General features: G+C 68.7%; 9 protein-coding genes and 2 tRNA genes. 2 read left to right on the top strand and 9 right to left on the bottom strand.

From position 1 onward, the window contains the following. On the bottom strand, positions 1 to 553 hold a 553-nt coding region (locus GH736_RS08710; RefSeq protein WP_159602176.1), incomplete at its 3' end, for a DEAD/DEAH box helicase. 131 nt (positions 554 to 684) lie between these two features. Beyond that, positions 685 to 3,939, bottom strand: a complete 3,255-nt coding sequence (locus GH736_RS08705) for a rhamnogalacturonan lyase family protein (protein WP_159602174.1) — start codon at positions 3,937 to 3,939, stop codon at positions 685 to 687. A 518-nt stretch (positions 3,940 to 4,457) separates the two neighbouring features. On the opposite strand from GH736_RS08705, the gene phoA reads away from it, so the two are divergent. Next, positions 4,458 to 5,972, top strand: a complete 1,515-nt coding sequence (phoA, locus tag GH736_RS08700; RefSeq protein ID WP_159602172.1) for an alkaline phosphatase — start codon at positions 4,458 to 4,460, stop codon at positions 5,970 to 5,972. 93 nt (positions 5,973 to 6,065) lie between these two features. Here the strand turns inward: phoA and GH736_RS08695 are convergent, their stop codons facing one another. From GH736_RS08695 to GH736_RS08665, 7 genes are all read right to left on the bottom strand, one after another. Then, positions 6,066 to 7,091: a LacI family DNA-binding transcriptional regulator gene (locus GH736_RS08695; protein WP_159602170.1), complete on the bottom strand. Its 1,026-nt coding sequence runs from the start codon at positions 7,089 to 7,091 to the stop codon at positions 6,066 to 6,068. Positions 7,092 to 7,278: 187 nt separating this feature from the next. Then, on the bottom strand, positions 7,279 to 10,368 hold the full coding sequence (locus tag GH736_RS08690; RefSeq protein WP_159602168.1) for a PxKF domain-containing protein: 3,090 nt from the start codon (positions 10,366 to 10,368) through the stop codon (positions 7,279 to 7,281). A 346-nt stretch (positions 10,369 to 10,714) separates the two neighbouring features. Next, a complete protein-coding gene (locus GH736_RS08685; RefSeq protein ID WP_159602166.1) occupies positions 10,715 to 11,104 on the bottom strand; it encodes a DUF1801 domain-containing protein in 390 nt (129 codons plus the stop codon). A gap of 79 nt (positions 11,105 to 11,183) precedes the next feature. Then, on the bottom strand, positions 11,184 to 11,405 hold the full coding sequence (locus GH736_RS08680; protein WP_159602164.1) for an amphi-Trp domain-containing protein: 222 nt from the start codon (positions 11,403 to 11,405) through the stop codon (positions 11,184 to 11,186). A gap of 155 nt (positions 11,406 to 11,560) precedes the next feature. Further along, on the bottom strand, positions 11,561 to 11,941 hold the full coding sequence (locus GH736_RS08675) for a hypothetical protein (protein WP_159602162.1): 381 nt from the start codon (positions 11,939 to 11,941) through the stop codon (positions 11,561 to 11,563). A 178-nt stretch (positions 11,942 to 12,119) separates the two neighbouring features. Continuing rightward, positions 12,120 to 12,193, bottom strand: a tRNA-Met gene (locus tag GH736_RS08670). 35 nt (positions 12,194 to 12,228) lie between these two features. After that, positions 12,229 to 12,300: transfer RNA gene (locus GH736_RS08665), tRNA-Thr, on the bottom strand. A 284-nt stretch (positions 12,301 to 12,584) separates the two neighbouring features. Here GH736_RS08665 and GH736_RS08660 point away from each other — a divergent pair. Continuing rightward, positions 12,585 to 13,052 (top strand): P-loop NTPase family protein, encoded by a 468-nt coding sequence (locus GH736_RS08660; protein WP_159602160.1) that lies wholly within the window; start codon positions 12,585 to 12,587, stop codon positions 13,050 to 13,052. The last annotated feature ends 61 nt before the right edge of the window (positions 13,053 to 13,113 follow it).

Raw genomic sequence — 13,113 nt, 5'->3', positions numbered from 1 at the left:
TCTCGACGTCCTCGGCGAAGCCCATCTTCAGCATCTCGTCGGCCTCGTCGAGCACGAGGTACTTGAGCTCCGACAGGTCGAGCGTGCGCTTGTCGAGGTGGTCCATGATGCGGCCCGGCGTGCCGACGATGATGTGCACGCCGCGGCGCAGCGCCGAGAGCTGCACCCCGTAGCCCTGCCCGCCGTAGACCGGCAGGATGTGCACGCCCTTGAGGTGGGCCGCGTAGCGCTCGAACGCCTCGCACACCTGCAGGGCGAGCTCGCGGGTCGGCGCCAGCACGAGGGCCTGCGGGGTCTTCTGGTGCAGGTCGAGACGCGCCAGGATCGGCAGCGCGAAGGCCGCCGTCTTGCCCGTGCCGGTCTGCGCGAGGCCGACGACGTCGCGGCCCGCGAGCAGGGTGGGAATCGTCGCCGCCTGGATCGCCGACGGGGTCTCGTAGCCCACGTCGTCGAGCGCCTTGAGCACCGGCCCGTCGAGGCCGAGGTCGGCGAACGTGATCGCGGCGGGCTCGACAGGAGCCTCGACCTCGACCGGAGCATCGCTGGAAGTCACCCTTCAGGGTAGACCGTCGGGCTGTGAGGCGGTGGGATGCCGCAGGACAGCCGGAAGGGTCGGCCCGTGCGGACCGACCCTTCCTCGCTTCTCGCTTCACGTCGAGCGCGCCACCGCCCGGACGGCTGGCATCACTCGACCAGCGTGAACGTCACGGTCGTGACGTTGCCGGCGACGTCGAACGCCTGCAGTTCGTTCTCGCCCAGGCGAGCACCGTGGGTGCCCGGCCTGAGGTTGTTCACGTTGGCGTGGGTCCGGTCGGCCAGGTCCTGCTCGACGCCGTTCACGGTGACGCGGTCGATCTTGCCCGCGTCGAAGATCTTGAACGAGACCTTCGTGTAGACCCCGTCCTTCCCCTTCGAATCGGGCTTGACCGAGACATCCGGAGCCGTCGTGTCAGGTGCGGCCGGCACGGCGATGTCGGTCCGCTGCGCGGGCAGCTCCGCCTCGTCGCCGAGGTAGAAGCTCGCGAAGCCCACCTGGTCGTAGCCGGTGTTCTTGTTGGCCACGCCGTTGCGGTACATCGGGTCGTGCATCAGCGTGCGGATGCCGTACTCGGTCGGCGCGAGCGACGTGACGATGCCCAGGCGGTTGCCGCTCGCTCGCAGGACGAGCTCCTCGCGCCAGTCGCCGAGCAGGTCGGCCTTGAGGGTCGGCGTGCTCTTGTTGCCGGTCGACGTCAGGCCGGTCGCGAGGTACGGGGACGCCGCGAACGTCAGGTCGTCGATGCGGTTGACCGTCGAGCCGTTGACCGCCATGTGCGTCAGGCCGCCGCCGAACCAGATGGCGTTCTGGCCCTGCGCGATTCCGCGGGGGCTGGCCGTGGTCGTCAGCACTTCGCCGGTGACCATGCTCCGTACCTCGTTCGTCGCGCCCGCTGAGCCGGCCTGCGCGCCCGGCCAGCGGTTGGAGTAGTTGCCGGCCACGCTGCCCTCGTCGTCGCTCGCCGCGTACACGCCGTAGACCAGCGAGTTCTCGACGACGACGTCGCCGTTCTCGTCGAGGCGCTTGCCCTTCATCGGGTCGTAGCCCGCGGGACCCGGGAGCCAGCCCGTGTGCACGCCGGTGCGCAGGTCATCGAGGAGGTGCTCCTCCATGCCCGACCACTCCCTGATGTGGTTCTCCTTGTCGACCGGCAGCAGTGCGCTGCGGTCGCCGTGCCGGAGCGGAGCCCAGACGTTCTCGGGGTTGTTCCGCACCTCGTCGGTCGCGAACTGGAACGCGCCGGCGACCGGCGGGACGCCGTCCTGCCCCTCGATCGTGGGCATGACGTCGCCGTTCAGCACCTTCGGCAGGATCTTGGTCTTGTCGGCGTTCAGGCCGAGGACCATCGCCTTGAGCACCACCTCGTCCCATCCGTCGCCGTCGAGGTCTGCCGAGGTGGTGAAGTGGTTGCCGCGGTTCTGGTAGTCGTAGGCGCTGCCGCCCAGCGACCAGTACTGCGGGTCGGCCGAGTCGAAGCTCGCCTGCAGGTTGACCTGGCCGTCGACGAGGTTGAAGGCGGCGAGGGTGGTGCGGTGGTAGTAGCCGCGTTGCGAGACGGCGTACTTGTTCACGCCGTCGAGCGCCGCGACGACGCCGACGTAGCGGTTGGCGCGGTTGCCCTGCGCGTCACCGTACGAAGCGGCCTTCCACGGATGCTGCAGCCAATACGCTTCGCTCTCGGCCATGATCTGCGCCTTGTAGTCGTTCGCCGAGGTTCCCGCGCCGGGGCCCGGGAACGCCAGGTACGAGTAGTTGCCGCGCTGGGTGGCCGGGGTCATCGCCCAGTTCTCCCCGTCGACACTCGCCCGGTACGGGAAGGGGTACGTCTCGCTGTCCACGAGCTCGCCCTGCCCGGCCTCGTCGTTCCACTCGAACGCGGAGAAGAACTCCTGGTCGTCCTTCGCGGGGCCGATCGGGCCGACGTGGTACGTCTTGATCCACCGCTTGAGCTTCGGGTCGTTCGGTCCGTCGTTGCCGCCTCCCGCCGTCGGGCTCCGGTACGAGATGCTGAAGCTGTTCAGGAGCGACCAGTAGGTGTCGAGGGCCTGCTCGTCGCCGGTGGCGAAATACTCCTTGAACTTGTCGGTCGTGGAGTTCAGGCCGTCCTCGCCGCCGACGACGCCCGAGTCGGGGTAGACGACGGACTGGGAAGCCTCGTCCCAGTTGCCGATGCGGGAGCCCAGGGCGGTCTTCAGCATGAGCTCGGACTTGCCGTCGCCGTCGAAGTCCTCGGCGAACAGGGTGGTCTCGTGGTCGTTGGCCGCCCGCACGTTGTAGCCCATGTCCACGCGGAACAGCAGCGTGCCGTCCTGCTTGTACACGTCGATGTACTCGGGCGCCGTGGTGGTGTTCGCGCCGCCGAAGATCGGCTCGGAGTACATCGGGTCGACCTGGGTGCTGCGCCACTTCACGACGATCTCGTACTCGCCGTCGCCGTCGAAGTCGCCCACGGTCATGTCGTGGGTCGAGTAGGCGCCGCTCTGCGACGTCTCGATGGCGCCCGTGGCCGTCTCCGCGTACGGAAGCGAGGTGCCCGAGTCGAGGTTCTCGACGTAGGCGATGAACTCGCCCTCGAGCTCGTCGTAGAGCGCCTCGGTGATCTTGCCGTCGACGAGGGAGTTCGTCAGCGGCCGCGGAGCGGCGTAGGTCGTCACGCCGAGCGCGTTCGGGGTGGTGTTATGCGCGTTGAGCGCGGCGACCCACCCGTCGAGCTGCTCCTGCGTCACCGTCGCCTGCTCCTCGTACGCCACGCGGAAGCCCTTGAGCAGGTCCATGTCGACGACGTACCAGTTCTGGCCGCCCGTGCCGGGGACGACCATGTTGGCGGCGTTCAGGTTGAGGTTCGGGCCGCCGAACCGGTTGCCGGAGCCGCGGTAGGTGAAGTGTGCGAGCGGGACGGGTGCCGGCGCGGGCTTCATCGGGATGTAGCGCACCGCGCCTCGGTCGGCCTGGCCCGCCCCGCCCGGGAGGGCCGAGAGCATCGGCGCGCTCATGCCCTGCCGCTCGCCCTCGACGCCGTCGACCACGGGGGCGACCTCGTAGACGGACGTGAGCGAACCGTCGGGGTCGGTGTAGTTCGACGGGGTGACGTCCTCCTTCACGACTCCGGGGTTCGTGTCGTAGTCGCTCTCGGGCTGCACGTCGCGCGGCGCGATGGTGGTGATCTTCGCGAAGTCGGCGTCGCCGTCCTTGCGATAGACGTTCCACGACAGGCCATCGGGCTCGTCGCCGAGGAAGCGCCAGCTGAGGAAGATCCCGCCGGCCGTCTGGGCGCCGACGAGGCCGCGGGTGAGGTATTCGACGGGCCGGAGATCGGACTTCGGCGCGGCGGCCGCGGGGCCCGCGACTCCTGGGAGGAGCGCGCCGCCGGCGATGAGGGCCGCGGCCGCGGCGACCGCCACGAGCGGGCGCGACCAGCGGGACGCGCCCGCTGTGGGGCGTGATGCGACAGCTGAACCGCGCGGTGCGCGCGCCGAACTGCGTGGTGAGATGGACGAGACCATGCCTGCCTTCTTCGTTGAAAGGGTCTGACGAGGCTTCCGTGCCCAGCGCGCTCCCGGCATGGCCGATCGCCCGTCGTGCGGGTCGTGCCGACCGTCGCTCGCCGTCGAGGACTTGCTGAGGAATACGCTTTCCACCGACCACGCTATGCCGCCGTTTCCAGCGCTGTCAAGAGGTGATCGAATCGATTCATCGACCGGCCGGGCGGTTCCAGTCCGCTCTCGGTGTCGACGTCACGGTTCGAGGCGATGTCGGGCCCGACGCGCTGGCGGAGGGGCTTGACCCGCTTCCGCCCAGTGAGTTCACCACCGCTTCGTCCGGGGTTCACGCTGCGGACGGCCGGGGCTGGTGCGCTGGCCGCGGTCGCCCGATCGACCGGCCTTCCGGGCCATCACACCACCATTCCAGGAGGAACCGCATGCCCTTCCGTGTCACCAAGCTGCGCGCCGCGTCGGCCGCCGCCGCGCTCCTCGGCGCCGGCGCGATCGTCGCCGCGTCGAGCCTCTCCGCGGCCGCCGCGCCGGAGCCGTCGCCCGACCAGCCGGGCGGCGCCGTCCGTCACAGCGCGTCGGGCTTCGGCGACGCCGCCGCCCTAGCCCGCTCGCTGCTCCCCACGCCCGCACGCAATGTCATCCTCCTCGTCGGCGACGGCATGGGCGACAGCGAGATCACGATCGCCCGCGACTACCTGTACGGCGCGGGCGGCGAGCTGCCGGGCATCGACGCCCTGCCGGTGACCGGCCAGTACACCACCTACTCCCTCTACAAGGACGGCGACCCGCTCGCGGGCAAGCCCGACTACACGCCTGACTCGGCGTCGACCGGCACCGGCTGGGCGACCGGCACGAAGACCTACGACAACGCGGTCTCGGTCGACATCCACGGCGCCGCACAGAAGACGCTGCTCGAGCTGGCGAAGGCGAACGGCCTGCGCACGGGTGACGTGACGACCTCGGAGATCCAGGACGCGACACCCGCCGTGCAGGTCGCGCACGTGGCCGCCCGCAGCTGCTACGGACCCGACAGCCCCAGCTGCGGCGCGGACGCCTTGGTGAACGGCGGCGCGGGCTCGATCTCGGAGCAGCTCCTCGACACGCGTCCGGACGTGACGCTCGGCGGCGGGGCGGCGACGTTCGCGCAGACCGCCAAGGCCGGCGAATGGGCGGGCATGACCCTGCTCGACCAGGCCGAGGACCGCGGCTACGAGGTCGTCACCGACGGCGCCGGCCTCGCGGGGCTGTCGAAGGCGAATCAGGATGCCCCGGTGCTCGGCCTGTTCGCGGGCGGCAACCTCCCCACCCGCTTCGCGCCGAACGTGGCCACCGTCGGCGGCTCGGGCGCGGCGACGGGCGTCGAGTGCCAGCCGAACCCCGACTACCTCGGGGCATCCGGGGTCACGCTGAGGGCGATGACCGAGAAGTCCATCCAGCTCCTCAACGACAAGAAGGCGAAGAAGGGCTTCTTCCTGCAGGTCGAGGGCGCCTCCATCGACAAGCGCGACCACGCTGCCGACGCCTGCGGCCAGATCGGCGAGACGCAGGACTTCGACGAGGCGGTGCAGGCGGCGCTCGCGTTCGCCAAGGCCGACAAGAACACCCTCGTGATCGTCACGGCCGACCACGCGCACTCCTCGCAGATCGTCGACGGGCCGACGCCGGGGCTCGGCACGACGCTCACGACGGTCGAGCAGGCTCCCCTGCGGATCTCGTACGGCACGTCCGCCGAAGGCGGTTCGCAGCAGCACACGGGTTCGCAGCTGCGCATCGCCGCCTACGGCCCGAGCGCGATCGGCGTGCTGGGCCTCACCGACCAGACCGACACGTTCTTCACCATCGCGAACGCGCTGAAGCTCAACACGGGCGTCAAGGTGAGCTGGCCGCTCCCGAAGGGACCCCAGGCAGCCAAGCCCTGGGACGCGCGCCGCGCCGGTTGAGCGCCGGCGCCTGACCGCGCGAGTGCCCCGTCTGCTCCGGTAGGCGGGGCGCTCCGCTGTCGCCGACGCGTCCGCCGGGCGTGCCGAGACGAGTCAACTCCCGACGCGCGGTGCAGCGGTGCTCCCGCGGTCGAGGATCTCGGGTGAGATCAGGTGGACCACGTTCCGAGCACCTTCGGGGATGCGGCCCTCGATGCGCGCCACGAGCTGTTGGACGGCCGCTCGGCCGAGCTCGTCGGCGGCGCTGTCGATGGATGAGAACGGCAGCGAGAAGGTGCGCGCGAAGTCGTCGGAATAGCGGCCGATGACCGAGACATCTGCGGGAACATGCAGACCCCGCTCGGCGAGCACGCTGGGCAAGGCCGCCGCGGCCGCCTCATTATTGAGCAGCAGGCCCGTGGCATCGGGGTGCGCGTCGAGGAACCGGTTGAGGTCCTCGCCGATGCTCGGCTGAGTCGACGAGCCGAAGTACGCGTGCAGGTCGATGCCCAGCTGGGCAGCGCGCTCGAGTGCGGCGTTGGCAAGGCGCCAGACGTACGCCCCGCCGCGCTCGACGACGTGCTGGGGCTGGGACACGAGAATCAGCTCGCGATGGCCGAGCTCGTGCATGTGGTCGACCATCAGGCGGCCGGTGCCGACGAAGTCGAGGTCGAACACGTCGACGCCGCTCGTACGCTCCGGTAGGCCGACCAGCGCTCCTGGCTGTGCGGCCTGACGGAGAACGCCGAGCCGGTCGTCGTTCTCGGCCACGTTGAGAAGCACGAAGCCGTCGACCATTCGCGAGCTGGCGAGGCGTTCGAGCGCGTGTACTCCGTCTTCTTCCGACACCAGCAGGGTGTCGTAGCCGAGCTCGCGCGCCTCGTTCGTGACGCCGAGGATGTACTGCAGCATCGCGGGCGCGAACTCGTCCTCGAGGAACCGTGCGAGCAGGCCGATCACCTTCGTGTGGGAGGTGGCGAGCGCACGGGCACCGGCGTTGGGGGTGTATCCCAGTTCCTGAACGGCTTCGAGCACTTTCGCGCGGACCGCAGGCGTGATCGCGCGCTTTCCCGAGAGAGCGTATGACGCGGTGCTGCGAGAGACACCCGCCACTCGCGCCACGTCTCCGATGGTCACCATCCCGGCCAGCCTTTCCCCACGTCGAACCGGTTCGATGTTAGGTGGAGGCGGCTGATCGCGCAAACGCTCGCTGCAGCGGCTCCGCGCAGCACGATGGCCGAGAGGCCGGCGATCCATTCGAACCTCGATGGAACGAGGATGCGGTGCACGGCCCAGGGGACCGTGCACCGCATCGTCGCGCGTCCTGCTACTTCCCGAACGAGAACAATGCCGTGTGGGTCGTGCCGTCAGCGAGCCGGACGATCAGAGTGCCGCACTTCCCAGCCCACGACTTCTGCGTCTTCCACACGTAGGTGTACACGTCGGTCTCCGCGTCGTAGGTCAGTCCGCTGGCGCCGGCGGACGCCGTCTGCTCGATGGCGTCCACCGGAGCCGACGGAGAGCACGCTCCGAACTCGATGGTCGGGGAGTCCGCCGCGAGGACGGCGAGCTCGTGGTCGCCCGCCAGGCTGAACTTCACCGGGACGCCGCTGCCCGCCTTCACCGAGTTGACCGCGTCGCCCGTGTCGATGGGGCTCAGGAAGCCGCCCCAGTCGTAGACGACCGAGTAGTCGCAGCTGGCTTCCACCGAGGCGTTGCCCGCAATGTCGGTCGCTGTGCCGGACGGCACCGTCGCGGTCTTCGAGCCCACACTCGACGTGTCGAGCTCGATCGAGCCCACGGCGGGAGTGGCGAGACCTGAACCGTGTTCCTCGTCGCTCGCGATCCACGTGGCCGTGGCCGCTGATCCGAGGAGCGCGGGTTCGGTCGGGCAGGCGAGGCTCACCACCGGAGCGGTGATGTCGACGCGAGTCAGCTTCCAGAAGCGGTCGGCGGTCTGCGCGTCCGTTGCCGTGGTGCTCGTCGAGCCGCCCGTGCCGAGCACGATCGTGCCGTTCCGGTTGTTGCCCGAGGAGTCGACGAGCGTGGATCCACCCGACTCATCGAACTTGTACGAGGCGACACCGCCCGCCGCCGGCTGGCCACCGGACAAGGCCGCCACCTCTGCCTCGGACAGGGCGCGGTTGTAGATGGCGAAGTCGTCGATCGCTCCGTCGTACGCCGGGTCGCTGTACTGCGACTTGCCGAGATAGTTGCGGTTGGTGTTGCCCAGTGCGGACGGCTTCACCGTCATGTTGCTGTTCGTCGCAACCACGGTGCCGTTGAGGTACATCCGGCCGGTCGTGCCCGACACGGTCACGACGACATTCGACCATTGGTTCAGCGGGAAGTTCTGCCCACCGTAGGTGAGTCGCTGCTCGGCCCCGGCCCCGCTGTTCGTGATGGCGAACCGCGGTCCGGCGCCACCCGCATTGAGCGTGAGGAACATGTTGACGTTCTGGCCGGTGCCGAAGTCGAACACCCGGGTCCAGTTCGACAAGGCGGCGGGCTTGATCCACGTCGAGATCGACCAATCGCCGTTCAGGCTGCTCACGATCCCGCTGGGAAGCGAGCCGTACGAGGCGGTCCTGCAGAAGTCGAGCGCGGTCCCGATCCTGCCCGGCTGCCGGGCGCCGTTCGGCACGCAGTTCGACGTCGGCGAGCCGTCGGTCCATTGGATCACGGGCGCTCCGTCGCTCTTGGTCATGTCCGCGACGCCGAGGGTCCTCCCGGTGGCGTAGTTGGCCAGGCGCACGCTGCCCTTGCCGTCGGGAACGAGCTGCCAGCGCTGCTCCTCGGCGCCGCTGTCATCGACGATCACCGCCGGTGCGCCGTTCGAAGCCGCTGCGTCCTTGACGGCGAGCACGCGGCCGCTCGGGGTGTGCACGACCTTGTAGAGTCCGGAGCCGGCGGGCTCGACCTTCCAGACGTGGTCGCCCGTGACGGTGGTGTCCGACTGCACGACGGGCGTGCCGCTGGCGGTCGCGCCGCCGAGCGTCGCGAGCTGCAGTCCGGAGTTGATGTTCGTCAGCGCGTAGGTGCCGGCGAGGTCGTCCGGGTCACCCGCCGGGGTGACGACCACTTGGTAGCCGTACATGGGGTTCATCACGATCGGGACCGTGATCGATCCGTCGGCCCCGACCTCGTACGTCGTGTTCGAGATCGTGATGGGTCCATCCGTCTTGACCGTGCGCCCGTACGATGCGGTGAAGTCGAGTTCGACGTTCACCTTGTCACCGAACGACAGATCGTCGAGCCCGTTGATCGTGACCGAGGTCGGCCCGGAGTTGCCGCCGGTGATGACGCGCACTTCGTCGCCGGCGTCGTTCACGGATGCTGCCCCGTCGAGCGCGCTCTCATTCGACGGCGGCGTCGTGGTCACCATCTGGCCGCTCATCTGCGCGTACCACGTGTACAGCCAGTAGGCGCCATTGGGGTCGCCGTTGCGCCCGGTGAGGAGGTCGCCGAGTGCACCCGACTGGTTCCAGAACGGAAGCTCGGCCCGGGTGATGCCGTAGCGCTCGAGCTTCGCGATGTAGCCGACCAGTGGCCCCGAGAGCCCGACCTCGGCCGGCGCAGCGTACTCCGCGATGTCGATCGGCATCTCCGGGATACCCAGATCGGACAGGATCCGGCGCACCTGCTCCACGTCGCCCTTGATCTTCGACGACCGGATCAGCTCATGCCACTCGACCACGTCCGGGATCGTGTTCGTCGCCTTCGCGTGCTCGAAGAACGCGCGCATGCTCGTGATGTTGTCCGAGTAACTCGGCCCCTGGATCGGCATCTCGGGATCGAGACCACGGACGAGTCGATACGTCTCCGTCCAGAGGTCGAAGAACGAGCCGTTGGCCGTCTGCCAGGTGATATCGGGCTCGTTCCAGATGGCGTACGCCACGATGTTCGTCTTGCCGGACGCCTTCGTGTCGTTCACCATCTTCTCGACCGCCGGGAGCCACGCGGCCTTGTCGTACCGGTAGGGCCAGCCGGGCAGGTAGTCCACGAGCCGAATGACGACGCCCGCCCCTGCGGCCTTGGCGGTGTCGGCCACCGAAAGCGCGTCGCCGGTCGGCTGCTGCGTTCCGCCCTCCGGCTTCTGCATGAACGTGTGGGGTTTGATCGGGAGGATCTTGTCCAGCGTCGGCACGTTCGCGCCTGCCAGCCCATAGAGCGAGCCGCTGGCCATATGCGTGACGGGACGGAACGGCTGATCGGCTTCGACGACGAGTGTGCTGGCCGGGCCGGGTGCGCCGTTCGCCGGTGCGGTCGTCGCGAGGAGCCCTCCAGCCGCGATGACGGCGGTCGCTGCCGCGGCAGCCACACCCCGTCGGAACCAGAACCTCGCTCCCGGCTGATCGCCGTCGCTTCGAGCTCGCGCGAGGCGGGTCAGCCGCTTCGGCGTGAATGTTCTACTCATCTGCGTATCTCCATTGATCGACCTGTTGTCGGTGAAACCCGTCAAATCGACTTCCGTCGTCGAACCGGTTCGACAGGAGTATCGCACCAGCGCGCGCAATGCCACAAGCCCCCCGCGCACCGAACAGGGGCCACTCCCCAACCGCCGTCTCGACGTCGCCTGGCAGCGGCGACCTTCCGACGCGAGGTTTGGCGCTCGGAACCGCGCATCCGCTCTGCTGCTTTTCGAAGCGGTTCGACAATGTGAGGCGTCGATGACGCGCCGAGACATCGCATGCTCAGTCCAGGGTGATCAGTGGACTCGAGCGGGACGAAGGGTCACCGCTCGCGCTCTTCCACCACCTCAGTCATCTGGGCGCGACATTGAGTTCGACGGCCTCCGTCACGAGCGCCTTGACCGCCGCTTCGTCCACACGGTCTCCATCGAAGTAGTCGATGGCTCGGACGACTTTGCTGTCCAGCCGGGTGTTGAAGAGATCGCTGCTTTTCATGCGAGCACCCCTCGCGAACGTCAGCCTCACGGCGCTCTTGAGTACGTCGACGAAGCAGACGTCTCCGTCATGCGTCCAGAACGGGACCCCCTCCGGTTTGGAGGGCTTCTTGTACTTGACCACCTCGACGGCAGCCGGGTCGGCGGCGAGGATCGCAGCTCGAAGCGCGACGAGCACATCCTGTTTCCAGCCGCTCAGCTGCGCGATGATGTCGTCGATCTGCTCGGAATCGGACTTGTCACTCATGCGCGAATACTTGCGAAGTGAGCCGACGAAATCAACAGCCGAAGTGGGTCGCAGACGCGCGTGAAGGGTGACCCAGCTCTCACCAGGTGAGCTCGACCTCCAGCTCGTTCTCGCCCTCGTCGCCGAGCTCCACCTCTACCTTGAGGTCGACCTGGTCGGGAACGCGCACGGTGATCTGGCGTCCCGCGCGGGAGAACTCGACCGAGTTGTTCTTCGCCAAGGCGTCGGCGAGTGCGTGGAGCTTGGCGGCTGCCTCCTCGCGGCTCATGCGCTGGGCGTCGTCGATGTCGAACAGGTGCATGGTGTGTCTCCCTGGGTCGTGTTCTCGACCGTAGCGACCTCCACCCACCGCGCACCAGCGTCCCGGGCGTGGAAGAAGCCGACGTGCTGGTCTCGGACGATGCGGTGCCGGGCACCGACGACGAGGCGTGCGGCAGCGGGCCGGCGTCGGGTACCTCAGCCGGAGAACCGATCAGTCTGCTGTTGTACCGCGGCCGAAACCGGGTCTGTCGACCACGCTCTCGCCTGACTGCCCTCGAGAGCCCGTGCCAGCGGCACCCAGCGGAGGAAATGCAGCGGTTCCCATCCCGCGGCGGGAGTCAGAAGCGCGAGGCTTCGGTAGTGGTCGATACGGACCGTGTCCCGCGCGTGGATGACCTCACCACCACCGAGACCGAGACCCACATGGCCCCAGTTACGTCTCGTGCCGAACAACTCGCCGACGCTGTCGTAGAACACGAGTGCGCCGGGTGGGGGCTCGCACGAACGTTCCTTGACGTCATAGAGACGGGCGGATTCCGCAGCGTCATCGCCCCCGAAGATCTCGACGTCGCCCACCGAGGCGAGCCTACTCACGCCGCGAGACACCGCGGCGCTCGATCTCATGCATGCGGCGTCAGGCGCCAAAGCACAGCAGGCTGATGCGAAGGCCCAGGCGCAGCGATCGGGGTTTCGGCCGCCAGTGAATCCGGCGAGCCGAGTGAAACGAACCCGCATGTGCGGAGTTCTGCTGTTGTAGCGAGGGCGGGACTCGAACCCGCGACACCACGATTATGAGCCGTGTGCTCTAACCACCTGAGCTACCCCGCCGGGTAGGCCTCGTCGGTCGAACCGAAGAGAACCAGAGCCCCGAGTCAGGATTGAACTGACGACCCCTTCCTTACCATGGAAGTGCTCTACCACTGAGCTATCGGGGCGTGTGCCGCAATCGGCAACCGTACGAGGATATCACCTCGGAGGGCGTGGTCCGAACCGCGGCGATGGCCATCGCGGCGGCGCCGCTGGAGGCGCGCCGACATGCCGTGATCGCACCCCGGATGCACCCCGTTCTGGGGTACGGGGAGGGCGTGCCATCCGTGCTGACCCTCATGCGGCGCCGTGAGCGCGCGCGTAGCGTGTGTGCGTTCGGGTGGGTTCGACCGTCTTGGGGTGACGGGACATGGGGTGCAGTGCGGGGTCGCCGGCGTCGTCAGCCGGGGGCGTGCGGCGTGCGCGTCTGCACGCGCGCCTGCAGGCGCCGGTCGTCTTCGTCGTCGGCGCCGCGGGCGCGGGGAAGTCGACGCTCGTGCGCCATGAGCTCGGCGAGGACGCGGCATCCGCTCGCATCATCACGGCCGTGCGCGACTGGCAGCGACCGGAGATCGCCGAGCGCATGCTCGCCGAGGCCGCGCGCGGGCGACCCGGATCCCTGGCGATCGACGACGCCCATCACCTGATCGGCTCCGCGTCGGAACGGGTGCTCGAGCGCTTCCTCGCCGAGGGCCGGGTGCCGCGCGTCCTGGTCGTCTCACGCACCATGCCGTCCTTCGAGGTGAAGGGCGACGCCCTCGTCACCGCGCCCGAGCTGGCGTTCCGGCTCGACGAGGTGGTCGCGCTGGTGCGCGTCCACTCCTGGAACTTCTCGACGATCCATGTGGCCTGGTCGATGGGGGAGTCGGTGAGACCGTAGGCGACGCTGAGCGGACGGGTGGTCTGCAGGGCGAGGTAGCCGAAGTCCTCGGTGCGCGCGT

The sequence above is a fragment of the Agromyces humi genome (genome assembly GCF_009720255.1).
GTDB lineage: Bacteria > Actinomycetota > Actinomycetes > Actinomycetales > Microbacteriaceae > Agromyces > Agromyces humi.
Note: the sequence above shows the minus strand (reverse complement) of the source record. Positions and strands in the feature narration are given on the sequence as shown.